Annotated in this window: 25 protein-coding genes and 1 riboswitch; of the genes, 14 read left to right on the top strand and 11 right to left on the bottom strand. The window is 67.9% G+C overall.

Annotated elements, in window-relative coordinates; all coding sequences use genetic code 11:
* The 6 genes from thiS (at nt 1) to ACNJ7E_RS00535 (ending at nt 5,341) form a co-directional block, all read left to right on the top strand.
* Nucleotides 1-225 carry a sulfur carrier protein ThiS gene (gene thiS / locus ACNJ7E_RS00560; RefSeq protein ID WP_280779801.1) on the top strand — a complete coding sequence of 75 codons (225 nt, stop codon included), beginning with the start codon at nt 1-3 and terminating at the stop codon, nt 223-225.
* The gene (locus ACNJ7E_RS00555; protein WP_280779802.1) at nt 218-985 is read left to right on the top strand and encodes a thiazole synthase; all 768 of its coding nucleotides are present in this window, start codon (nt 218-220) and stop codon (nt 983-985) included. The genes thiS and ACNJ7E_RS00555 overlap by 8 nt, the downstream gene beginning before the upstream one ends.
* 113 nt (nt 986-1,098) lie before the next feature.
* Complete coding sequence (locus ACNJ7E_RS00550) at nt 1,099-2,040, top strand: ABC transporter ATP-binding protein (RefSeq protein WP_418338745.1); 942 nt, start codon at nt 1,099-1,101, stop codon at nt 2,038-2,040.
* The gene (locus tag ACNJ7E_RS00545) at nt 2,040-2,834 is read left to right on the top strand and encodes an ABC transporter permease (protein WP_280779804.1); all 795 of its coding nucleotides are present in this window, start codon (nt 2,040-2,042) and stop codon (nt 2,832-2,834) included. The genes ACNJ7E_RS00550 and ACNJ7E_RS00545 overlap by 1 nt, the downstream gene beginning before the upstream one ends.
* 145 nt (nt 2,835-2,979) lie before the next feature.
* The gene (locus ACNJ7E_RS00540) at nt 2,980-4,434 is read left to right on the top strand and encodes a M20/M25/M40 family metallo-hydrolase (protein ID WP_280779805.1); all 1,455 of its coding nucleotides are present in this window, start codon (nt 2,980-2,982) and stop codon (nt 4,432-4,434) included.
* 52 nt (nt 4,435-4,486) lie between these two features.
* A complete protein-coding gene (locus ACNJ7E_RS00535; protein ID WP_005563843.1) occupies nt 4,487-5,341 on the top strand; it encodes an adenylate/guanylate cyclase domain-containing protein in 855 nt (284 codons plus the stop codon).
* Nucleotides 5,342-5,373: 32 nt separating this feature from the next.
* Here the strand turns inward: ACNJ7E_RS00535 and thiD are convergent, their stop codons facing one another.
* Nucleotides 5,374-6,219, bottom strand: coding sequence for a bifunctional hydroxymethylpyrimidine kinase/phosphomethylpyrimidine kinase (thiD, locus tag ACNJ7E_RS00530; RefSeq protein ID WP_105421232.1), 846 nt, complete (start codon nt 6,217-6,219; stop codon nt 5,374-5,376).
* Between the two features lie 10 nt (nt 6,220-6,229).
* Nucleotides 6,230-7,876, bottom strand: a complete 1,647-nt coding sequence (gene thiC, locus ACNJ7E_RS00525; RefSeq protein WP_418338743.1) for a phosphomethylpyrimidine synthase ThiC — start codon at nt 7,874-7,876, stop codon at nt 6,230-6,232.
* Nucleotides 7,869-7,976, bottom strand: a riboswitch (TPP riboswitch). (Overlaps the previous gene by 8 nt.)
* 133 nt (nt 7,977-8,109) lie before the next feature.
* Here thiC and ACNJ7E_RS00520 point away from each other — a divergent pair.
* The 3 genes from ACNJ7E_RS00520 (at nt 8,110) to ACNJ7E_RS00510 (ending at nt 9,730) form a co-directional block, all read left to right on the top strand.
* A complete protein-coding gene (locus ACNJ7E_RS00520; RefSeq protein ID WP_418338741.1) occupies nt 8,110-8,496 on the top strand; it encodes a GNAT family N-acetyltransferase in 387 nt (128 codons plus the stop codon).
* Between the two features lie 101 nt (nt 8,497-8,597).
* Nucleotides 8,598-8,960 carry a GNAT family N-acetyltransferase gene (locus tag ACNJ7E_RS00515; protein ID WP_418338740.1) on the top strand — a complete coding sequence of 121 codons (363 nt, stop codon included), beginning with the start codon at nt 8,598-8,600 and terminating at the stop codon, nt 8,958-8,960.
* Nucleotides 8,961-9,052: 92 nt separating this feature from the next.
* The gene (locus ACNJ7E_RS00510; RefSeq protein ID WP_418338738.1) at nt 9,053-9,730 is read left to right on the top strand and encodes a hypothetical protein; all 678 of its coding nucleotides are present in this window, start codon (nt 9,053-9,055) and stop codon (nt 9,728-9,730) included.
* Here the strand turns inward: ACNJ7E_RS00510 and ACNJ7E_RS00505 are convergent.
* From ACNJ7E_RS00505 to ACNJ7E_RS00495, 3 genes are read right to left on the bottom strand one after another with little or no spacing between them, the layout of a single operon-like run.
* Entirely contained in the window at nt 9,697-10,500 is an 804-nt protein-coding gene (locus tag ACNJ7E_RS00505) for an exodeoxyribonuclease III (protein ID WP_105421297.1), read from the bottom strand. The genes ACNJ7E_RS00510 and ACNJ7E_RS00505 overlap by 34 nt on opposite strands.
* Nucleotides 10,501-10,534: 34 nt before the next feature.
* The gene (locus ACNJ7E_RS00500; RefSeq protein WP_317568331.1) at nt 10,535-11,500 is read right to left on the bottom strand and encodes an N-acetylglutamate synthase, CG3035 family; all 966 of its coding nucleotides are present in this window, start codon (nt 11,498-11,500) and stop codon (nt 10,535-10,537) included.
* Nucleotides 11,490-12,080, bottom strand: a complete 591-nt coding sequence (locus ACNJ7E_RS00495) for a peptide deformylase (protein ID WP_280779812.1) — start codon at nt 12,078-12,080, stop codon at nt 11,490-11,492. The genes ACNJ7E_RS00500 and ACNJ7E_RS00495 overlap by 11 nt, the downstream gene beginning before the upstream one ends.
* 178 nt (nt 12,081-12,258) lie before the next feature.
* Between ACNJ7E_RS00495 and napA the strand changes: the two genes are divergently transcribed.
* The 5 genes from napA to ACNJ7E_RS00470 all read left to right on the top strand — a co-directional run bounded on the left by napA (nt 12,259) and on the right by ACNJ7E_RS00470 (nt 16,550).
* Complete coding sequence (gene napA / locus ACNJ7E_RS00490) at nt 12,259-12,597, top strand: nucleoid-associated protein NapA (protein WP_144287974.1); 339 nt, start codon at nt 12,259-12,261, stop codon at nt 12,595-12,597.
* Between the two features lie 24 nt (nt 12,598-12,621).
* Nucleotides 12,622-13,173 (top strand): LytR C-terminal domain-containing protein, encoded by a 552-nt coding sequence (locus ACNJ7E_RS00485; RefSeq protein ID WP_280779813.1) that lies wholly within the window; start codon nt 12,622-12,624, stop codon nt 13,171-13,173.
* Nucleotides 13,174-13,246: 73 nt separating this feature from the next.
* The gene (gene sodC, locus ACNJ7E_RS00480; protein ID WP_280779814.1) at nt 13,247-13,948 is read left to right on the top strand and encodes a superoxide dismutase[Cu-Zn]; all 702 of its coding nucleotides are present in this window, start codon (nt 13,247-13,249) and stop codon (nt 13,946-13,948) included.
* Between the two features lie 75 nt (nt 13,949-14,023).
* Nucleotides 14,024-15,148, top strand: a complete 1,125-nt coding sequence (locus ACNJ7E_RS00475; RefSeq protein WP_007301315.1) for a glutamate--cysteine ligase — start codon at nt 14,024-14,026, stop codon at nt 15,146-15,148.
* A gap of 118 nt (nt 15,149-15,266) precedes the next feature.
* Complete coding sequence (locus ACNJ7E_RS00470) at nt 15,267-16,550, top strand: phosphatase PAP2 family protein (protein ID WP_280780016.1); 1,284 nt, start codon at nt 15,267-15,269, stop codon at nt 16,548-16,550.
* Here the strand turns inward: ACNJ7E_RS00470 and mnhG are convergent.
* Genes mnhG through ACNJ7E_RS00440 form a run of 6 tightly spaced genes read right to left on the bottom strand, consistent with a single transcriptional unit; the run spans nt 16,519 to nt 22,699 of the window.
* Nucleotides 16,519-16,857: a monovalent cation/H(+) antiporter subunit G gene (gene mnhG, locus ACNJ7E_RS00465; RefSeq protein ID WP_005251747.1), complete on the bottom strand. Its 339-nt coding sequence runs from the start codon at nt 16,855-16,857 to the stop codon at nt 16,519-16,521. The genes ACNJ7E_RS00470 and mnhG overlap by 32 nt on opposite strands.
* Nucleotides 16,854-17,114, bottom strand: a complete 261-nt coding sequence (locus ACNJ7E_RS00460; RefSeq protein WP_005251754.1) for a monovalent cation/H+ antiporter complex subunit F — start codon at nt 17,112-17,114, stop codon at nt 16,854-16,856. The genes mnhG and ACNJ7E_RS00460 overlap by 4 nt, the downstream gene beginning before the upstream one ends.
* Nucleotides 17,111-17,683 (bottom strand): Na+/H+ antiporter subunit E, encoded by a 573-nt coding sequence (locus tag ACNJ7E_RS00455; RefSeq protein WP_280779815.1) that lies wholly within the window; start codon nt 17,681-17,683, stop codon nt 17,111-17,113. The genes ACNJ7E_RS00460 and ACNJ7E_RS00455 overlap by 4 nt, the downstream gene beginning before the upstream one ends.
* Entirely contained in the window at nt 17,680-19,302 is a 1,623-nt protein-coding gene (locus ACNJ7E_RS00450; protein WP_280779816.1) for a Na+/H+ antiporter subunit D, read from the bottom strand. The genes ACNJ7E_RS00455 and ACNJ7E_RS00450 overlap by 4 nt, the downstream gene beginning before the upstream one ends.
* On the bottom strand, nt 19,299-19,868 hold the full coding sequence (locus ACNJ7E_RS00445; RefSeq protein WP_007301319.1) for a Na(+)/H(+) antiporter subunit C: 570 nt from the start codon (nt 19,866-19,868) through the stop codon (nt 19,299-19,301). Before ACNJ7E_RS00445 ends, ACNJ7E_RS00450 begins: the two co-directional genes overlap by 4 nt.
* The gene (locus ACNJ7E_RS00440; protein ID WP_280779818.1) at nt 19,865-22,699 is read right to left on the bottom strand and encodes a Na+/H+ antiporter subunit A; all 2,835 of its coding nucleotides are present in this window, start codon (nt 22,697-22,699) and stop codon (nt 19,865-19,867) included. Before ACNJ7E_RS00440 ends, ACNJ7E_RS00445 begins: the two co-directional genes overlap by 4 nt.
* Between the last annotated feature and the right edge of the window lie 76 nt (nt 22,700-22,775).

Genomic DNA, 22,775 nt, shown 5'->3' with positions numbered 1-22,775 from the left:
ATGAGTGAGCAGCAACTAGTGGTGCCGATCGGCATCAGCGTCAACGGCGAGGACCACGAGTTCACGGAACCGTTGACCGTCACCGGGCTGCTGGAGGTGCTGAACCTGCCCACCAAAGGCATCGCGGTGGCAGTGAACGGCGCCGTGTTCCCGCGCGCCCGGTGGGACGAGCTCGTGGTCCGGGGCTGGGAGATCGAGATCCTCACGGCGGTGCAGGGTGGCTGACGCGACGCCCGGCGTGCAGAAGGGCCTCACGATCGCGGGCCGCACGTTCGGTTCACGGTTGATCATGGGCACCGGCGGCGCCGCCAACCTCACGGTGCTCGAAGAGGCGCTCGTCGCGTCCGGCACCGAGCTGACCACGGTCGCGATGCGCCGCGTCGACGCCGCAGGCGGCACCGGTGTGCTGGACCTGCTGCGCCGGCTCGACATCGCGCCGCTGCCCAACACGGCCGGGTGTCGCGGTGCGGCCGAGGCGGTGCTGACGGCGCAACTCGCCCGTGAGGCGCTCGAGACCGATTGGGTGAAGCTCGAGGTCATCGCCGACGAACGCACCCTGATGCCCGACGCCATCGAGTTGGTCAGCGCTGCAGAGCAACTGGTCGACGACGGTTTCATCGTCCTGCCGTACACCACCGACGACCCGGTGCTGGCCCGCAGGCTCGAGGACGTCGGCTGCGTGGCCGTGATGCCGCTGGGTTCGCCGATCGGCACCGGGCTCGGTATCGCGAACCCGCACAACATCCAGATGATCGTGGAGGGTGCCGGGGTTCCCGTCATCCTCGACGCCGGCATCGGGACCGCCAGCGACGCGACCCTCGCGATGGAACTCGGCTGCGATGCCGTGCTGCTGGCCACGGCTGTGACCAGGGCGAAGGACCCGGCACTCATGGCTTCGGCGATGCGCGGGGCCGTGGTGGCGGGCTATGAGGCACGTCACGCGGGCCGCATTCCCAAGCGGTTCTGGGCGCAGGCGTCGTCGTAGTTCTCGGGGTCGCGTCGGGGTCTCGCTCAGGGTCCGACCGGTACCAGGGGACGAGTCAGGTGTAGACCTGCGGCCGATGCGCGCCGGCCGCAGGTTCCGGCATCCTTCTCACCATGATTGAAGTGAGGGGACTTTCAAAGACCTTCGGTGCGACGAAGGCGGTGGACAACCTGACGTTCAACGTCAAGCCGGGTATGGTCACCGGCTTCCTCGGCCCGAACGGTGCAGGCAAATCGACGACCATGCGCATGATCCTCGGGCTGGACCGCCCCACGGCGGGCACCGCGTTGATCGACGGCAAACCGTACGGAGAGCTGGTGCAGCCGCTGCGGACGGTGGGGGCACTGCTCGACGCGAAATGGGTGCACCCCAACCGCTCGGCCCGCGCCCACCTGCAGTGGATGGCGGCGTCCAACTCGCTGCCCAAGAGCCGGGTCGACGAGGTGCTGCACCTCGTCGGGCTCACCGAGGTGGCCGGGAAGAAGGCAGGCGGGTTCTCGCTCGGCATGTCCCAGCGACTGGGCCTGGCCGCCACGCTCCTCGGCGACCCGAAGGTGCTGCTGTTCGACGAGCCGGTGAACGGGCTCGACCCGGAGGGCATCGTCTGGATCCGGAAGTTCATGCAGCGCCTCGCCGCGGAGGGACGCACCGTGCTGGTGTCGAGCCACCTGCTGTCCGAGATGGCGCTCACCGCCGAACATCTGGTGGTCATCGGCCGGGGGCGTCTGATCGCCGACACCACCGTGTCCGAGTTCGTCAGCAAGTCCTCGGAATCGACGGTGCGCGTGCGGAGCCCACAGCTGGACGCGCTGCGCAGCGCGCTCACGTCCAACGGGCTCACCGTGCGCGAGGACGGATCCGACGGGCAGCAGGCGCTCGTCGTGGTGGATTCGTCGACGGACGTCGTCGGCGGGATCGCCGGTTCGCAGGGCATCGTCCTGCACGAGTTGGCATCTCAGCGTGGATCGCTGGAGGACGCCTTCATGAAGTTGACCGGAGACGACGTGCAGTACCACGCAGAGGGCGTCGAAGATGTGATGAGGGGTGCACTGTAATGGCTGTTCTCAATGCCGAACGGATCAAGATCACGTCGACGAGGTCGCCGTGGTGGTGCACGGTCATCATCATCGTGCTGGGTCTCGGCCTCGCCGCGGTCATCGGGCTGAGCGCCAAGGCGAGCATCAACTCCTTCAACAACCAGATCGCCGACGGTAAGCAACCGGATTTCGATCCGTTCCTGCCGCAGATGTCGGACGCGGTCGGCGGGGTCTCCGGATTCGGCGTGCTGGTCCTGATGATCCTCGCGGCGCTCGCCGTGACCAGCGAATACCGGTTCGGCGTCATCCGCACCACGTTCCAGGCCATCCCGAACCGCGCGTCCGTCCTCATCGCGAAGGCCGGCCTGATCGGCGCGTTCGGCGCCGTGCTGACGTTCGTGCTCACCTTCGGCGCGTACGCCATCGCGAAGGCGACCGCGGGTGACGAGGCCGGAGCGGCGCTCACCTTGTCGGGTGACGACGCGTGGCGGTCGATCTACGGCGTCCCGATCTACGCGTTCCTGTGCGTGGTTCTCGCTGTCGGTGTCGGCACGCTGCTGCGTCAGTCGGCGGGCGCGATCGCACTGCTGCTGCTGTGGCCGCTGCTGATCGAGAGCCTGTTCAACCTGTTCGGCTCGTTCGGCGAGAAGATCATGCCCTTCCTGCCGTTCCTCAACGCCAACAACTTCCTGGGGGCGCCGCAGGGGGTCGAATTCCACTGGGGCCCGTGGGGCAGCCTGGTGTACTTCGCGGTGTTCGTCTTCGTGATCTTCGGGGCCGGCCTGGTGGTCGTCAACAAGCGCGACGCCTGACACCCGATACAGTACTTTCGCCCCGCTCCTCCGCCAGGTGATCGTCGGGAGACCTGGCTGAGGGTGACGGTGGGGCGGGAGCCTGTGGGCCGGTGCGAAATCCATTCGCGCCGGCCCACCGGTGCTTCTGCGTTAGGCTCCCGACATGCGACTACGGGGAGCCTTCACAGTCGGAGTGGCCGGTGCGATGATCTTGGCCGGGTGCTCGTCGACGAGCGAACCCGATTCGCCGCCGGTCGACGCGAGCGCTCTCGCGGCCTCGGTCACCGAGGGCGGTGTGGTGGGGCACCTGGAGCAACTGCAGACGATCGCCGAGAACAACAACGGCAACCGCGCGGCCGGAACCTCCGGCTACGACGCCAGCGTCGACTACGTCGCACAGGTGCTGGAAGACAAGGGCTTCGACGTCGAGACGCCCGAATTCGAGTTCCACAAGTTCGACGTCCGGACGGAGGCACTCAGGTCCGGCGACCGTGACTTGGAGGTGCGTGCGCTGTCGTATTCACCGTCGACCGGTCCGGAGGGGATCACCGCCCGCCTGGTACCCGCCCCCAAGGACGAGAGTCCGGGATGCGAGGTCACCGATTACGACGGCCTCGACGTCACCGGGGCGATCGTCCTCGTCAACCGCGGGGTGTGCCCGTTCGCGGCCAAGCAGCAGTTCGCGTCCGAGCGCGGCGCCGCAGGCGTGATCGTCGTCAACAACGAGGACGGACCGATGAACGGCGGAACCCTCGGCGACCCGGACGTGGGCAAGGTGCCCACCGGCGGAGTGAGCAAGGCGGACGGCGCCGCACTCGAGCAGGCCGGGGGCGACGTCACCCTCACCCTCGACACCACCACCGAGTCGAGCACCGCTCGTAACGTCATCGCCCAGACGAAGACCGGTTCGGCCGAGGACGTCGTGATGGTCGGCGCCCACCTGGACAGCGTCCCGGACGGTCCCGGCATCAACGACAACGGCACCGGCGTCGCCGCGACCCTCGAAACGGCGGTGCAGCTCGGCGGTTCGCCCGACGTCGACAACGCGGTGCGCTTCGCGTTCTGGGGCGCCGAGGAATTGGGTCTGCTCGGTTCGGAGGCCTACGTGAACAGCCTCAGCGAGGACCAGCGGAACGACATCGCGCTGTACCTGAACTTCGACATGCTCGGTTCCGAGAACGCCGGCTACCTGGCGTACGACGGCGACAACTCCGACAACGTCGGCGAGGGGCCCGGACCGGAGGGTTCCGCGGGCATCGAGCGCACGTTCATCGAGTTCCTTAAGGGCAACGGGGTCGCCGCCGACGGCACGGACTTCGACGGCCGATCCGACTACGGTCCGTTCATCGAGCACGGCATCCCCTCGGGCGGCGTGTTCAGCGGCGCCGACGAGACGAAGACCCCCGAGCAGGCACAGAAGTGGGGCGGCACCCCGGATGTGGTGTACGACGAGAACTACCACAGCGCGACCGACACTCTCGAGAACGTGAACCGGGCCGCGCTCGCCAAGAATGCCGCCGCGGTCGCGTATGCCGTCGGGGTCTATGCGGAGTCGCTCGCCGGGCCGAACGGTGTCCCCACCGGCGCGGACCGGGAGAAGGCGCGGGCGGCGGAGTGATGTCCGATTCGACACGGGTTTGTGCATGTGACGCTGGGTTACCCTTACTCTCGTGAGCGACGACCCGGCCGAAGAGGACAGTGCCGAACTCGACGCTGCGCAAACACCGAAACGAGGCGACAAGGTTCTGGGCTGGATGGGATCGGTGAACCGGCAGCCACAGCTGATCGAAGGGCTGCGGAGGGTTCGTCGTGCGCTACCCGGCGATCCGGCGTTCGGCGATCCACTGTCGACGGCAGGCCCCGGCAGCGCACGGGCCATCGCCCGCGTCGCCGATCGCTTCCTCGACCACCAGCCGGGCGCGTCCCGCGAGATGAGCCTCGGCGCGCTGCAGGTGTGGCAGGCGCTGCTCGAGCGCACCGGACGCGGCCGGGGAACGCAGGAAGTGACCATCGTGTTCACCGACCTCGTCGGGTTCTCCAGTTGGTCGCTGCCCGCCGGTGACAGCGCCACCCTCGCCCTGCTGCGCGACGTCGCCCGAGCCGTCGAGACCCCCATCGTCGACCGCGGAGGACACGTGGTGAAACGCCTGGGGGACGGCGTGATGGCCGTATTCCCGAGCCCGGACCGCGCGATCGACGCCGTCTTCGCCGCGCAGGAAGCGCTCGCGGAGGTGGAGGTGGACGGCTACCGCCCCCGCATGCGCGTCGGCATGCACACCGGTGTGCCCCGGCAGATCGGCAGCGACTGGCTCGGCGTGGACGTGACGATCGCGGCACGCATGATGGAACTGGGCGGCGACGGCAACGTGATGGCGTCGTCCGCCACGCTGGAGAGTCTGCAGCCGGGCACCCTCGACGAACTGGGTGTCGGCGTCAAACCGTGGCGACGCGCCTTCTTCGCCCCCGCGCCCAGTGGGGTGCCCTCCGACCTCGGTATCTGGCGGTTGCGGCTCCGCCGCCCGTGAGTACTTCTCAACCGCCGGACGTTAAGAAGTACTCACGGGTGACGGAGTCGCCACAGTGGAGAGACGGGGCCGTGACCGGCACCCAGGTCGTACGACGCCTCCAGGCACTTGGTGACCCATTCCTTGCCGAACGCCACCGCATCGGGCACGGACCACCCGTGGGCGAGCGCGCTCGCGATGGCGGCCGCGAGGGTGTCGCCGCCGCCGTGGTCGTTGCCGGTGTCGATGCGGGGACTGCTGAACTCGAGGAACCTGTCGCCGTCGAACAGCAGATCGGTGCTCGACGCCGACGTCCGGAGATGCCCGCCCTTCACGATCGACCACTGCGCCCCGAGCGCGTGCAGCGCTTCGGCGGCCCGGCGTGCGGTCGCGTCGTCCACTACCTCGATGCCGGTGATCAACCGGATCTCGTCGAGGTTCGGGGTGACCACCGTGGCGATCGGGATCAGCGTGTTCCGCACGGCGTCCAGCGCCTCGGCGTGCAGGAGCGGATCGCCGTGCATCGACGCGCACACCGGGTCCACGACCAGCGGGACCGGTAGGTCGCGGCCGATCCCGACCTCGGTGCACACGGCGGCGACGGCCTCGATGATGGCCGTCGACGCCAGCATGCCCGTCTTCGCTGCCCCGACCCCGATGTCGTCGACGACGCACCGCACCTGCGCGGCCACCGTCTCCGGCGGAATCTCGTGGAAACCGCTGACGCCCACCGAGTTCTGCACCGTCACCGCGGCGACCGCGACGCATGCGTGGACGCCGCACAGCGCCATCGTCCGCGAGTCGGCCTGGATCCCGGCGCCACCGCCGGAATCGGTGCCGGCGATGGTGAGGACTCGGACGGGGGTCTGGCCGTCGGGGGTCAGGGGCAGCAGCTTCACGAAGGGGACCTTACCGATTCTCTGAGGTGACGGACTCGACGGGCAGATACACGCGACCACCTGCGTCGACGAACTCGCTCGACTTCTCGGCCATGCCCGCCTCGATGGCTTCGACCGAATCGAGTCCATGTTGCTGTGCGTACTCGCGCACGTCGGCGGAGATCCGCATCGAACAGAACTTCGGGCCGCACATCGAGCAGAAGTGGGCCGTCTTCGCCGGCTCGGCGGGCAGCGTCTCGTCGTGGAACTCCCGCGCGGTATCCGGGTCGAGGGACAGCGCGAACTGGTCGTGCCAGCGGAATTCGAACCGGGCCTTCGACAGCGCGTCGTCCCGCTCCTGCGCCCGCGGATGCTGCTTCGCGAGATCCGCCGCGTGCGCCGCGATCTTGTACGTGATGACCCCGGTCTTGACGTCGTCCCGATTCGGCAGTCCCAGGTGTTCCTTGGGTGTCACGTAGCAGAGCATCGCGGTGCCGGCCTGCGCGATCATCGCCGCGCCGATCGCGGACGTGATGTGGTCGTACGCCGGCGCGATGTCGGTGGCGAGCGGCCCGAGCGTGTAGAACGGCGCCTCCTCGCACAACTCTTCCTCGAGGCGCACGTTCTCCACGATCTTGTGCATCGGGACGTGCCCGGGGCCTTCGATCATCACCTGCACCCCATGGGATTTGGCGATCCTTGTGAGCTCGCCGAGGGTGCGCAGTTCCGCGAACTGGGCTTCGTCGTTGGCGTCCGCGATGGAGCCGGGACGCAGGCCGTCACCGAGCGAGAACGTGACGTCGTAGCGGTGGAGGATCTCGCACAGTTCGTCGAAGTGGGTGTACAGGAACGATTCCCGGTGATGGGCCAGACACCAGGCGGCCATGATCGACCCACCGCGGGAGACGATGCCGGTGACGCGGCGCGCGGTCAGTGGGATGTAGCGAAGCAGTACACCGGCGTGGACCGTCATGTAGTCGACGCCCTGCTCGCACTGTTCGATCACGGTGTCGCGGTAGATCTCCCATGTGAGCGCGGTCGGGTCGCCGCCGACCTTTTCGAGCGCCTGGTAGATCGGCACGGTTCCCACGGGCACGGGCGAATTGCGCAGGATCCATTCTCGTGTCTCGTGGATGTTCTTGCCGGTGGACAGGTCCATGATGGTGTCTGCACCCCACCGCGTCGCCCACACCATCTTCTCGACCTCTTCCGCGATCGACGACGTGACCGCGCTGTTGCCGATGTTCGCGTTGATCTTCACCGCGAACGCCTTGCCGATGATCATCGGCTCGAGTTCGGGATGGCAGCGGTTGGCCGGGATCACGGCGCGTCCCGCCGCGACCTCGGTGCGCACCGTCTCGGGTGAAACACCCTCGCGTGCAGCGCAATACTGCATCTCGGCGGTGACGACGCCGGCGCGAGCGGCATCGAGTTGGGTGCCCTCCCGGCCGGCGATCCACGGTGCGCGCAGATGCGGCAATCCCGCTTCCAGGTCGATCGTGGCGTCCGCGTCGGTGTACGGACCCGACGTGTCGTACACGTCGAGGTGTTCACCGTTGGTGAGGTGTACGCGCCGGACCGGCACCCGGATGTCGTCGCCCGACAGCAGGTACTGCTTGGTGCTGCCCTCGATCGGTCCCGTGGTGACGGACGTGGCTGTAGATACGTGTGTGCTCATCGATGATGCTCCCTACGCCGGCATTACCCGGACAGGTTCGACGGTCGACGGCCCTAGCCGTCCTCTCAGCCCGCTGGTGCGAGCCCCCGTGGATGTGTAGTTGTCACACAAACTGTAACCGAGATCTCTGTGAGCAATCATTCGGGTGAAACTTGGACAGCGGTTCCCGGCATCGGTATAAAGGGTGATGAACATCACATTTCGATTACGACACATACCCCCAGGAGATAGCCATGCTGACAGACGCGCAGGTTGTGGACGTGATCGACAACGCCGATCAGAACCGATTCGAGCTACGCCTGAGTGGTGACCTCGTCGGGATCCTCGGGTATTTCGACCTCGCGGCCACCCCGCCCGGCGCCGGTGCCGGCGTGGGCGTGGTGGCCGCTCGGCCGCCGGGCCCGAAGAGTCGAGGGCGGCAGGGGCCCGTGGTCTCGTTCATGCACACCGTGATCGTGGAGGACTTCGGCCACCGCGGACTCGCCGCCCTCATGGTGGGTCGCTCCCTCGACCTCGCCCGCGGGTACGGCTGGAAGGTCCGGCCCGTGTGCACGTACGTGCAGCGCTTCGTTTCGGCGCATCCCGAGTACCGCGACCTCGTCGTTCCGGTGGATGGCTGACTGCGGTCGGGCCACGAATCGGGCACTCGTCGGCAACGAAACGGTTCCGGGAGCGGCGATTCCGCTCGCGAGGATGCCGCCTTACTGATTCCATGAGTGGCATGGATCACATTTCGAACAGTTCCGAGTCGTCGGGGAACATCACGGCCACTGATGCTCGCGTGCTCGACAACCCTGCCCATGAACGATTCGATCTGTGGCTGGGGGACGAGTTGGTCGGCATCCTCGGCTACCGGGACGAGGACGACATTCCCGGATTCACCGCGAAGCCGGGCGAGGTGGTCGCGTTCATGCACACGGTCGTCAAGGAAGAGTTCGGTGGGCGCGGGCTGGCCGCGGTCCTCGTGGGCGAGGCGCTCGGCTCGGCGCGTCGGCGCGGCTGGAAAGTGCGTCCCATCTGCACGTATGTCCAGCGCTACTTGGCGCTAAATCCTGAGCACCTCGACGTCCTGGTTGCCGAGTAGCCCCACTCGCGAGAGCGCTGCTCTTGCCATCTGCGACTCTGCTGTGAATACTGCTCTGCATAGAGAGCGGTGCTCACAATGGAGGAGTCGTCATGACCGTGTCGGATCGGATCGAGAGTCGTATCGGGGTCGCACGGATCTGCGCCGCGGCGCTGTTCGCCCTCGCCGGCGTCCTGTTCGTCGTGTACCCCTTAGTGCGGCCCTACGCAGCGGGCGGGGCGCCGGACGGGCGGGCCGAGTTCGCCTCACCGTCGTGGCTCGTCGCACACCTCGCCGCGGTCGGCGGATTCATCGCGTTCGGGCTTGCGCTCGTCGCGCTCAGCGGACTGCTGAAAGGGACGGGCGGTGAACGGGCGGCGGTGGTCGCGGTGGCGGCGTCGTGGATCGGGATAGGGCTGACGCTGCCCTATTACGGGGCCGAAACGTTCGCGCTGCACGCCCTGGGCGGCAGCGACCTCGACGAGAATGCGGTCACAACCCTCACCGAAAGCGTGCGGATGGGGGCGGCGCAGGCGACGCTGTTCGCCACCGGTCTGCTCCTCGTCGCGGTCGGCGCAGCCGCTGCCGCCGTGGCGATCGCCCGGTCCAGGCTACTCGCCGGGTGGGCGGGGATCCCGATGGCAGTGGGGTTCGCGCTGTTCATCCCGCAGTTCTACGTCGCCGCCCCACTGCGCATCGGGCACGGAGTGCTCATCGGATTCGGGTGCGCGGTTGTGGCGCTCGGTGTGCTGCGTTCTCAGTCGCCGAGGTCGACGATGACCGGCGCATGATCGCTGGCGCCCTTGCCCTTGCGTTCGTTGCGGTCGATCTCGGCCTTGTCGACGCGGCCGGCGAGGGCGGGCGAACCCAGCACGAAGTCGATGCGCATTCCCTGCTTCTTCGGGAACCGCAACTGGGTGTAATCCCAGTAGGTGTAGACACCGGGACCGGGGGTGTGCGGCCGGACGACGTCGGCGAATCCGGATTCGACGAATGCCTGGAACGCCTCACGCTCGGGTGCGGACGTGTGCGTCTTGCCTTCGAACAGCGCCGGATCCCAGACGTCCTCGTCGGTGGGGGCCACGTTCCAGTCGCCGACCAACGCGATCTGCGCGTCCGGGTTCTGCCCCAGCCACCCGACCGCGTCGGTGTGCAACTTCGCCAGCCAGTCGAGCTTGTACGTGTAGTGCGGATCGGTCAGCTCACGACCGTTGGGGACGTACAGGCTCCAGATGCGGACGCCGTTGCACGTGGCGCCGATGGCGCGGGCTTCCTGCGCGGGCGCGACCTCCGGGTCCTTGTGGAAACCGGGCTGATCCTCGAACCCGATCTGCACGTCCTCGAGACCGACGCGGGACGCGATCGCGACGCCGTTCCACTGGCTGAGGCCGACGTGCGCGACCTCGTAGCCCAGTTCGCGGAAACGCTCGTACGGGAACTGCTCGTCCTTGCACTTGGTTTCCTGCATCGCCAGCACGTCGACGTCGGACCGCTGGAGCCAGTCCAGGATCCGGTCGGTACGGGCACGAACAGAGTTCACGTTCCAGGTTGCGATGCGCACGGCAGCCACCCTAGCGGCACTCTCCGACAGGTCGTCAGCCGCCAGGTTCGGTGGCGTAGCGGTACCGGTGATGCGCCACGAAGCCGAGGTTGCGGTACATCGCCTGCGCGCCCTCGTTCTCGACGGCGACCTGCAGACACGCGTGGGTCGCGCCGTGTTCGCGTCCCCAGTTGATCATGTCGCCGCAGATGAGGCTGCCGATTCCGTGGCGGCGGTGAGCCTCCGCGACCTCGACCGCGGTGAGCCCGACCCACCGGCGGTCGTCGGGCGCGGACGTGACGGATCCGCGGGCGACGGCGAGGAGCGTCGAGTCGGCGGCGCCGATCCGGCCGAACCCGAGGGTGCCGCCGCGGACCGAGTCCAGCACGTCGACGGCGAAGTCGGGGAGCGCGGACCCGCGGTAGCGGTAGAGGGCGAGCCAGTCCGGATCGGGGTGATCGGTGACGGTGGTGGTTCGTGGGCCCTCGGGCAGTGCCAGGTTGTCGATGTCCGCCGCCATGACGACCACTTCGTCGCTGACGTTCCAGCCGAGCGGTACCTCGCCCAGCCGGTCGGGGATCAGCAACCGCAGGGGGCGGTCGCGCTCGGCGTACCACTCGCGCAGACGGTCGAGCGTGCCGCCGGGGGAGGCGTCGTCCAGGCTGCCCACCGACCCACGGTCGCCGAGCGGGGCCGCCGAGTTGGCGCGTCCGGTGAAGCCGTGACCGTAGCGGGCGAGCCACCCGTCGATCCACGTGTACTCGACACCCGGCCAGCCGTCGGCGGAGGCCAGTTCGAGGGATCGGATCTCGCTCGCGCGCACCGGTCGTGCGGGGACGGCCTTCAGCGCGACCACCCGCTCCGGATCCACCTCGACGACCGAGCCGTCCGCGGCGCGGACGATCACCACCGGGTCGACGCTCTCCAGCACCCCGATGACGTCGGTCATCGGATGGCTGTGGCCGGGTGGCAGCTGGTATCGCAGCACCACCCGGCTTCCGAGCGGAATGTCAGTCGTCATGCCCGAACGGGTCTTCGACCGTTCCCGGCACCCAGCTGAGGCCGGGAACGCCCCAGCCGGCGCGCTTGATGGTCTTCTTGGCGGCGCGCGCGTTGCGGCCGACCAGCATGTCGACGTAGAGGAAGCCGTCGAGGTGACCGACCTCGTGCTGGAGCATGCGTGCGAAGAAGCCGTGCCCCTCGATCTCGACGGCGTTGCCGTCGGCGTCGGTGCCCGTGACCTTCGCCCACTCGGCCCGCCCGGTGGGGAACTGCTCGCCCGGCACCGACAGGCAGCCCTCGACGTCGTCGTCCGGATCCGGCATGGTCTCGGGTCGTTCCGACGTTTCGAGGACCGGGTTGACGACGCAACCCCGGCGGCGCAGCGCCGTGCCGTCTCCGTCGACGTCCGGGCAGTCGTAGACGAACAACCGCAGCGGCAGGCCGACCTGGTTGGCGGCGAGCCCGACGCCGTTGGCGGCGTCCATCGTGTCGTACATGTCGGCGATGATCTCAGCGAGTTCCGCAGGTGACTGGGACACTGCCTCGGTCGGTTCGTGCAATACCGGGTCGCCCACGATCCGGATGGGGAGGATGGCCATGGTCGTCAAGGATAGTGCGGCGCGCCCGAGCCGTTCGCACTGCCCGCGGCCTTCGTCGTGGTTGAATAGTCGCTGAAGTACAGCGGTGTAATTCGTTGCTCGGTCGGCCACGCGATCGAGGAGCCGGGGGAACGTGGTTTCGCTGAGGTCGAGCGAGAGCTAGTAGTCGAGGAGTGAGATGGACGGCGCAACAGCGCGTAGTCGGACCCAGTCCGAGCGCATCGACGGCGACAACTCGGCGGGGGTCAAGGACGTCGGCGACGACGGCCTCTCGCGTCGGGAGCACGACATCCTGTCCTTCGAGCGCCAATGGTGGAAGTACGCCGGCGCGAAGGAAGAAGCGATCAAAGAACTGTTCGACATGTCCGCCACCCGGTATTACCAGGTTCTCAACGCGCTGGTGGACCGGCCGGAGGCACTCGCGGCCGACCCGATGCTCGTGAAGCGGCTGCGACGGCTGCGCGCGAGTAGGCAGAAGGCCCGCGCCGCCCGTCGCCTCGGGTTCGACGTCACGTAGCACCCGGTCGCTAAGGTCGACATCGTGAGTACTCCGAAGCCCGAATCGTCCGGCCCGCCGTTACGTGCCCTCGCGATGGTGCTGATCGCCCTCGCGATTCTCTTCGCGGGTCTCGGGTTCGCCTCCCTGGGAGGCTCGGACTCGGAGGAGACCGCCGCCACCGTCACGACCACGGCGGCCGCCACGACCACTCCCGCCGCGCGCCCGACGACGGCTGCCGGAGCGGCGGGCGCCACCTCGACGTCCGCGGCGAGCACCACGTCCGGTGCCTCGAGCACCTCGAAGTCCGCCGACGCGGCGTCGGTCCCGGTGCGGGTGCTCAACAACAGCAACGTCACCGGTCTCGCGAGCCAGACGGCCACCGAACTGATGTCCTCGGGGTGGACGGTGTCGGAAACCGGCAACTACAGCGACGGCACCATCTCCGAAACCACGGTGTACTACGGCACTTCCGCCGCCGAGAAGGAAGCGGCGACGGAGATCGCCGCGCAGCTCGGGGTGTCGGCCCAGCCGCGGTTCCCGGGTATCGCCGATTCGTCCGCCGGTGTGATCGTCATCGTCACCTCCGCGCAGTAGACCGGACGGTCGGTGCACCGTCGCCGCGGTTATGATCAGATGCACTTCTTCGCCACCTCAAAGGAGCGGTTTGATGGCCTCGAGTTCTACCCGTCGGATGTCCTGGCGCATTGTCACCCCGGTGGTGGCCATTGCAGCACTCGGACTGACCGCCTGCAGTAACAACGAGGAGCCGACCGACGTTCCCGGCACCACTCCTCCCGTCTGGACCGGCGCCGCCGATCCCAGCGCCGCAGGCGTTCCCGGCGACGCCGAGAGCGGTTCCGGTGAAGCCGCGGAGAGCGGCGCGGTCAGCGCGGCGCTGAAGAACGCCGAGGGCGAAGACGTGGGCACCGCCACGTTCAAGCAGGCAGGCAGCCACGTCGAGGTCACCGTTTCCGTCAAGGATCAGACACCCGGATTCCACGGTTTCCACGTGCACTCCGTCGGCAAGTGTGAGACGAACTCCGTGGCACCGACCGGGGGTGCGCCCGGAAACTTCCTGTCCGCCGGCGGGCACTTCCAGGCCGAAGGCCACTCGGGGCACCCGGCGAGCGGTGACCTCACCTCGCTGCAGGTTCTGGCCGACGGCACGGCCGAATTGGTCACCACCACCGACGCCTTCACGGTCGAGGACCTGAAGAACGGCGACAGCGGCACCGCCGTCATGATCCACTCGGGTTCCGACAATTTCGCCAACATCCCCACCCGTTACGCACCCGCCCCCGATCAGGAAACCCTGAACACCGGGGACGCAGGTTCCCGGGTGGCCTGCGGTGTCATCGGCGCCAGCTGAGTCGCGTGACATCCCGGCTTCGGCCGGGATGTCGGTGCGCTGCCGTGCACTGCGGCCTGTGGTTGGATCGAAACCGTGGTAGTTCCTTTTCCCGGTTCGCCGCGGCCGACACTGGGCGTCGAGTGGGAGATCGCGCTGGTCGACAGGGTCACGCGGGATCTCTCCAACACGGCCGCGGAGGTATTCGACGCGGTGGCGAATCTCGCCGGTCCCGAGGATCCGCGGATCACCAAGGAGTTGCTGCGCAACACCGTCGAACTCGTCACCGGTATCCACTCCACCGTCGGTGAGGCGATGGACGACCTCGACGAGTCGCTCGACCTGTTGCGGCGGGCGGCGAACCCGCTCGGCGTGGATCTGATCTGCGCGGGAACGCACCCGTTTGCACAGTGGTCGACCCAATTGGTCACGCGCACACCGGATTACGACGAGCTGATCGAACGCACCCAATGGTGGGGCCGTCAGATGCTCATCTGGGGTGTGCACGTCCACGTCGGTGTGTCCTCGCCGCAGAAGGTGTTCCCGATCCTCAACGCGCTGCTGCAGCGGTACCCGCATCTGCTCGCGCTGTCGGCGTCCTCACCGATGTGGGCCGGCGTCAACACGGGGTACGCGAGTAATCGTGCGCTGATGTTCCAGCAACTTCCCACCGCTGGACTGCCGTACCAGTTCGCGAACTGGGGGCAGTACGAGGATTTCATCAGCGACCAGATGAAGACCGGGGTGATCACCAAGATCGGCGGGATGCACTGGGACATCCGGCCGGCGCCGCGGTGGGGCACCATCGAGGTCCGCGTCTTCGACGGCATCTCCACCCGCGCCGAACTCAGTTCCCTCGTCGCGCTCGTGCACTGCCTGATCGTCGACCTGGACCGGCGTTTCGAGGCGGGTGAGAACCTGCCCAACTTGCAGCCGTGGCACGTGAAGGAGAACAAGTGGCGGGCCGCGCGGTACGGGCTCGACGCCGAAATCATTCTCGACGAGGACAGCAACGAGCGGCTCGTCACCGACGACCTGAACGACCTGCTCGAGAAGCTGGCCCCGACCGCCGTGCGACTCGGCTGCGCGGACGAGTTGGCCGCCGTCGCCGAGATTCCCCGTCGCGGGGCGTCCTACCAGCGGCAACGTCAGGTCGCGGAGGCGACCGGCGGTGACCTTGTGGCCGTGGTCGATGCGTTGGTGAAGGAGCTCGGGACCTGAAAGACGGTCTCGGGCAGGACACTCGTCCACTTCCCGTTCACGTGTTGTTTACACTTGGCGGGTGTCGATCGACGATGTTGCCGTTGTACGGCCGGGTGGGTCCGTCGATCGATCCCGCATGTTCGTGGCGGGCGGGGCGCTCGGTGTGGCGATCCTGCTGGTGGTCGCCCAATCGGTCGCGTCCATACAGGGTTTCCAGGGTCCCCTCGAAAGCCTTTTCCACGACTACGTCCTGACCCCCAAGTCGGCGTCGGTCCCGTGGGCCGGCCTCGCGCTCGCGATGGTCGGGCTCACCAATCGCCAGCGCGTCGTCGCACTCTCCGCCGCAGCCGGCATCGACATCGTGGTCGCCGCGGTGCGCTACCTGTCCGGTGGACCGCTGACCGTCGGAAACGGCGCGACCTGGGTGCTCACCGCGGTGGGCGTGTATGCGGCGGTCCGCTGGACCGGCGACCACCGGCGCAGCGCCCTCAAGGGTGTCGGCCTCGGTGCGCTGCTGATTCTCGCGACCAAATTCGGCGACGCCTGGCTGCAGGTCACGATCATGGCCGGGCCGATGATCCTCGACGAATACGCCCAACTGGCCGACCACGCGCTCGGCAGCCCGTCGTGGCACCTGGGGCAGTTCGTCGACGCCCTCGGACCCGTCGGCTACGGCATCCTCCACTGGGTCTACATCGAACTGCCGGTCGCGGCCATCGCGGTGGCCGTCTACCAGCTGCGGAACGGCTGGCCGTCGCACTACCTGGTGCGCACGTTCCTGCTGATCGGTCTCATCGGTCCCGTGTTCTACGTGCTGTTCCCGGTGGTCGGACCGATCTTCGCGTTCGGCACCGAAGGACAGGGGTTCCAGGTCAGCGACTACTGGCCCAACGTCGTCCCGACACCCGACTTCGCGCCCGAACCGATGTCGTTCGATTCGGCGACCCCCCGCAACTGCATGCCGAGCCTGCACACGGCGTGGGCCCTCGCCCTGTTCATCCACTCCCGGCAGGGCGCCTGGTGGCTGCGCCTCGGCGGCACGTTCTGGCTGGTGTGCACGCTGACGGCGACCCTCGGGTTCGGCTACCACTACGGCGTCGACCTGGTCGCCGGCGCCGTTCTGTGCCTGACCATCGAATCCGCGTTGCGCGACCCCGAACGGGGGTGGGGCTGGTTCCGGGTCCGTCTCGTCGGAGGCGGCGCGCTGGTGCTGGCCGGACTGCTCCTCAGCTACCGCTACCTCGCGGTGCCGATGGGCCGATTCCCCGAGGTGTCCGGACCGCTCGTCCTCGGTGCCCTCGCCGCGATGAGCCTCGGGTTCTACGCGACGTTCTTCGCCCGGCCCGACACCGCACTCGCGCGGTGGGGCAGCGGCGCGAAGGCAGCGGTCACTGATGTTCTGGCGGCTCCAACTCGTTGATCATCAACAGCCCGTCCTGATCTCGCTGCTCCCGGTACGCCACCCGTCCGACGCTGTGCGCGATGACCGGCGCGGTGAACAGGGTGAAGATGCCGACGAGGATCAGCATCCAGATGTCGACGTTGCCACGCAGTTCGAGGACGGCGCCCGCGAGAACCATGATGAGACCGACCACCTGCGGTTTGGTGGCGGCGTGCATGCGGCGCAGGGTGTCCGGGAATCGCACGATGGCGATGGCGGCCGTCAGTGCCAGCAGGGAGCCGCACAGCATGAGCGTGGCCCCGATGACGTTCAGCACGGTGGTCACGACTTGTCACTCACCCGGAACCGGGCCACCGACACCGAACCGATGAACCCCACCAGCGACAACGCGACGATGGCGGGCACGATCGTCGTGTCGCCGGTGTACGCGGCCCACACGGCGAGCCCGCACATGGCGAGCGCGATCAGGGTGTCGAGAGCGACGAGGCGGTCCAGCGAGTTGGGCCCGTCGAGCAGCCGGAACGTCGTCAGGACCCCGGCGACGACCAGGATGATTCCGGATATGACCGAGACGACTGTCATGAGCTGCCCTCCTGAGTGGGGTCGTCGTACTGCAGGTCGCGGTTGTGCCAGGGGCTCGGTTTCCAGTCGGAGTCGCGTTCGAACGCCTCGATGAACAATCGTTCCAACTGCGCGACCGTGCGGTAGAACTGGCTGACCGCCTTCTGCGAGCCCATGTCCAGGACGTGCACGTAGACGATCCGCCGCACCTGGTCGATCTCGAGAACCATGGTGCCCGGAATGAGGTTCAGGACGTCGATGCACAGCGTCAGGACGAGGTCCGACTTGATCCCCAGCTGGTAGCGCAGGACCCCGGTGACGGGCGGCGGCCCGGGCCGGAGCGCGAGGTACGCGATCTGGAGGCTCGACTGGAGCGAGTAGTACACGAACATCATCGCCAGCCGGAGCAGCGGCAGGACGTGCACCCGGCCCTCCACGGGCACCCGCGGCAGCGGCATGAGCACCATGATGAGCGCACCGACGGCGAGCCCGCCGAGAATGTTGCCCCAGCTGACGTTGCCCCACAACAGGATCCACACCGCCATCAGCCACAGAAGGGCGCCGAACTGGAGAAGTCTCTCGCGTTTCATCGCGGTGCCTCCTGCGCTTCGCCGCCGGGGTGCCCGCCGAGGACGGCGTCGATGTAGATGTACCGGTTCTGCAGATCGCTCGCCGCGCGATCGCTGATCTGGATGATCTGGCCGGCGAACACCGTCATCGCCAGCCCCACGGCGACGAGGGCGACGGTGGGGATGAGCATCATCGCGGGGATACGGCCCACGTCGGCGCGGTCGTCGAACGAGATGTCGGCCTCGGACTCGTCGAGCAGCGCCGACGGGCTGACGTCCGCCAGGTCACCCTCGGGGGCGTCGGCGCGGGCCCGCCAGAACGCCTTGGTCCACACGCGGGCGACGACGTACAGCGTGAGGAGGCTGGTGAGGGTGCCGCCCGCGACGAGGATCCACGCCAGCACGCTCGCATCCGCCGAGCCGGCCTGCAGCAGCGCGACCTTGCCGATGAACCCGGAGAACGGGGGAATGCCGCCGAGGTTGAGGGCCGGGACGAGGAACACGATGGCCAGGACGGGGCTCGCCGCGGCGAGCCCGCCCAGACGTCGCAACGACGACGACCCGGCCTGGCGTTCGATCAGACCGACCACCAGGAACAGCGTGGTCTGCACCAGAATGTGGTGGGCCACGTAGTAGATGGCACCCGACAGCCCCGACTGGGTGGACAGCGCGACACCGAACACCATGTACCCGATGTGGCTGACCAGGGTGAACGACAGCAGACGTTTGATGTCGCTCTGCGCGATCGCGCCGAGGATGCCGACGAGCATCGTCAGGAGGCCGCACACCATGAGCACGTTGTCGAGTTCGCCCTCCGGGAAGAGCAGCGTGTGCGCGCGGATGATCGCGTACACACCCACCTTGGTGAGCAGGCCGGCGAACACCGCGGTGACCGGGGCGGGCGCGGTGGGGTAGGAGTCGGGCAGCCACGTCGACAGCGGGAACACCGCCGCCTTGATACCGAACGCCACGAGCAGCACACCGAAGATGGCGGTGCGCGTGCCGGACGGGATGCCGTCTAGGCGGGTGGCCATGTCGGCGAGGTTGAGGGTTCCGGTGGCCGCGTAGGCGAACGCAATACCCGCCAGGAAGATCAGCGACGACACCATCGACACCATCACGTACGACACACCCGCACGGACGCGGTCGGCGCTCGCACCGAGCGTCAGCAGCACGAAGCTGGCGGCGAGGAGCACCTCGAAGCCGACGTACAGATTGAACAGGTCGCCCGCCAGGAACGCGTTGGAGATGCCCGCCGTCAGCGCCAGATACGTCGGCAGGAAGATCGAGACGGGCTGGTCCTCACTGCCGTCGCGGATACCCTGACCCACGGCGTACGCCATGACGGCGAGCAACACGATCGACGAGACCACCAGCATCATCGCGGACAGCCGGTCGACCACCAGCGTGATGCCGATCGGCGAATCCCAGCCACCCACCTGAATGGCCGTCGTCCCGTCGCGGTCGGCCAGGAACAGCAGCAGTCCCGACACGACGAGGACGCCGATCAACGCGACGAGCGTGATGATCCGCTGGGCCCGCGGACGACGGCCGAGCACCAGCGTGGCCGCGGCGGCGAGCATCGGGACGAGGACAGGCAGCGGCGCGAGGGCCGTGATCATGTGCGGGGAAATGGTCACGACTTCTCCCCGATCCCGGCCTTGTCGGAGTCCTCTTCGTCGTCGAAGTCACCCTCGTGCAGGTCTTCGTAGCATTCGAGGTCTTCGAGGTTCTTCAGCTCTTCCAGGGGAATGGGGTTTCCGTCCTTGTCGAATGCGTCGCCGCTGAAACTCGGCTCGCCGGTGACCGGGTCGTCGGAGCGGTCGCGGTCGGGTGCCTCGGCGGGCGACCGGCGCCGCAGGACCTTGGTGTCCTCGGGGTCGTTCTCGACGGCGTCCTGCGTGGTGATCTTGAACGACCGGTACGCGAGCGCGAGCACGAAGCCGGCGATGCCCATCGTGATGACGATCGCCGTCAGGATCATCGCCTGAGCCAGCGGGTCGGCCATCGACTCGTGAATGGACTCGCGGCCGACGATGGGCGGATTGCCGTCCGTACCGCCGGACGTGAGGATCAGGAGATTGATGCCGTTGCCGAACAGCAGCAGTCCCAGCAGCATGCGGGTGATGCTGCGTTCGATGAGCAGGTAGACGCCGGCCGACACCAGGACGCCGATGATGACGAGAAATCCGATGTTCGCGCTCATCGCTGGTTCACCTCGATCTGTGCGTCGAGACGCGCCCCGAGACTGCGGAGCACGTCGAGTACGAGACCGACCACGATGAGATACACACCCAGGTCGAAGAACAGGGCGGTGACCATCTTGACGTGGCCGACCAGCGGCAGCGTCACCTCGAACACCGCGGAGGAGAGCGCCGGGGCGCCGAGGAACAGCGACGCCAGCGCGGTGCCCGCGGCAAGCGTGAGCCCGAGGCCCAGGATCTTGCCCGCGTCGATCGGGACGGTTTCGCCGAGTTCGTACCGTCCGCCGGCGAGGTACCGCAGGACCAGCGCGAGACCGGCCGTGAGGCCGCCGGCGAACCCGCCGCCGGGCGCGTTGTGACCGGCGAAGAAGAAGTAGACCGACAACACCATGATGGTCGGGAAGATCAGCCGGGTCGTCACCTCGAGGACCAGCGACCGGTGTTTCGGATCGATGAGGTCGCCGCCGAGTAGCCACGTGGTCTCGGAATGCGACGCCGACGAATCGGCCGTGACCGCGGGAGCGTCGGACACCCGGGGGGCGCTGCCGAAGCGGCGGTTGCGGAACACCAGGCTCGCGACACCCGTGGCCGCCACCAGCAGCACCGAGATCTCACCGAGCGTGTCCCAGGCACGGATGTCGACGAGCAGGACGTTGACGACGTTCTTGCCGTTGCCGAGGTAGTACGCCGCGTCGGGGAGTCGCTCGTAGATCGGCACCGAGTTCCGCGCATTGATGGCGTACGCGCCGATCGTGGTGATGGTGGCACCGACCGCGACCGCCAGCAGTGCCCGCGGAATCTTGAATCCGATGGCCCGGCGCTCGTCGACCTCGGCGGGCAGCTTCCGGAACACGAGCACGAAGATGACGAGCGTCAGCGTCTCCACCAGGAACTGGGTGAGTGCGAGGTCGGGGGCACCGTGGAGGGCGAACAGCACACCGCAGCCGTAACCGCTGAGACCGACGAGGATCACGCTGGCCAGACGGTTGCGCATCACCGTGGCGGCGAGCGCGGCCGCGACCATCATCAGCCCGATCACGAACTGCACCGGCGAATCCCACAACCGGACGTCGGCGCCCGTATTCGTGCCGACGACGAGCAGTACCAGCGGCACCACCACGAGGGTGCCGAGGATGGTCGCCTGGGTCAGCGGCAGCGAACCGCGCTGGGTGGCCCCGGTCAGCCGCATCGACAGCGCGTCCATGCCGCGCAGCGTCGCGTCGTAGATGCGGTCGGCGTTGCCGAGCGGAGGATGCTCGAACCGCAACCGGTTGACCCAGCGCTGCGCCACGAAGAGCGCGGTGCCGACGGCGAACACCAGCAGGGTGAGCGCCAGCGCGGTGTTCATGCCGTGCCACAGGGCGAGGTGGTAGTCGGAGACGCCCTCGGCGGGCAGGGTCTGCGAGTACGGCGTCAGCAGCTTCTCGAGCTGCGGCGCCGCGAGTCCCGCCGCCAGGCTCAGTACCGAGAGAACGGCGGGCGCGCCGAGGAACAACGGTCCGGGTGCGTGCATGCCCTGCACGGCCGGGCTCGGCCGCGCGAGCCGCTTGCGACCGAAGGCTCCCCACATGAAGCGCACGCTGTAGGCGAGCGTCAGGATCGAACCGAACACCACGACGCCGACGGTGACGATCCGCGCCGGGTCGGCCAGGACGGTCGTGCTCAGCAGGGAGTCGAATGCGGCTTCCTTGCCGACGAACCCGAGGAACGGGGGAAGCCCGGCCATGCTCGCCGCGGCCAGTGCGGCGACGACCGCGAGCGCGGGCGCACGGTCACCGAGGTGCGCGAGCTTGCGGATGTCGCGGGTGCCCGTCGTGTGGTCGATGATGCCGACCACCATGAACAGCGCGGCCTTGAACATCGCGTGCGCGACCACCATCGTCATGCCGGCGAGCGCGGCGTCGCGGGTGCCGAGGCCGACCAGCACCATCATGAAACCGAGCTGGCTGACGGTGCCGAACGCGAGCACCAGTTTGAGGTCGAAGGCGCGCATCGCCCGCCACCCGGCGAGGACCATCGTCAGCAGGCCGAGCGTGATGATCGTGAACCGCCAGGGCGCCGAGTCGGCGAAACCGGGCGAAAGTCTGGCCACGAGAAAGATGCCGGCCTTCACCATGGCCGCGGCGTGCAGATAGCCGCTGACCGGGGTCGGGGCGGCCATCGCTCCGGGCAGCCAGAAGTGCAGCGGCACGATCGCGGACTTCGACAGCGCGCCGATGAGGACCAGCACGACGGCGACACCGGCGAGCCAGCCGCGAGGTGCGACCTCGATCAGTTCGGACAGGTTGTACGTGCCGCTCACCTGCCCGAGGATGATGATGCCGACCAGCATGGCCAGACCACCCGCGGTGGTGACGAGCAGCGCCTGCGTTGCCGCCCGGCGACTCGACGCGCGTTCGGCGTAATGCCCGACCAGCAGGAACGACAGGACCGTCGTCAGTTCCCAGAATATGTACAGCAGCAACATGTTGTCGCTGGCGACGAGGCCGAACATGGCGCCGGCGAAGGCCACCATCTCGGCGGCGAAGATGCCGAGACGAGGTTCGTCGTCGGTGAAGTAACGCGCACAGTAGACCAGGATCAGCGTGCCGATGCCCAGCACCAGCACCGACATGATCGCGGCCAGCGGATCGAACCAGAAGTCGAGGTCCATCGACAGGCCCGGAGCCCACACGATGGACACGGTCTGCTCCGTGCCCCAGTTCGCGATCACCCAACCGAGCGACGCCAGCGGGACGAGGGAGAGAGGGTAGAAACCGTTGCGGCCGAACTTGCGCACCACAAGCGGAGCCAGAACGGCGGCAACGGCATGGGCGAGCAGAACAGCAAGCAAAAGGCACTCCGTCGGGGGTCAGCGGGCGGCGGGGTGTCGGAACGAAACGAACCGAGTCGTGTAGACCGTTCGCTTA

The organism is Rhodococcus mengyinensis (genome assembly GCF_048381435.1).
Classification (GTDB): Bacteria; Actinomycetota; Actinomycetes; order Mycobacteriales; family Mycobacteriaceae; genus Rhodococcus_F; species Rhodococcus_F opacus_D.
Note: the sequence above shows the minus strand (reverse complement) of the source record. Positions and strands in the feature narration are given on the sequence as shown.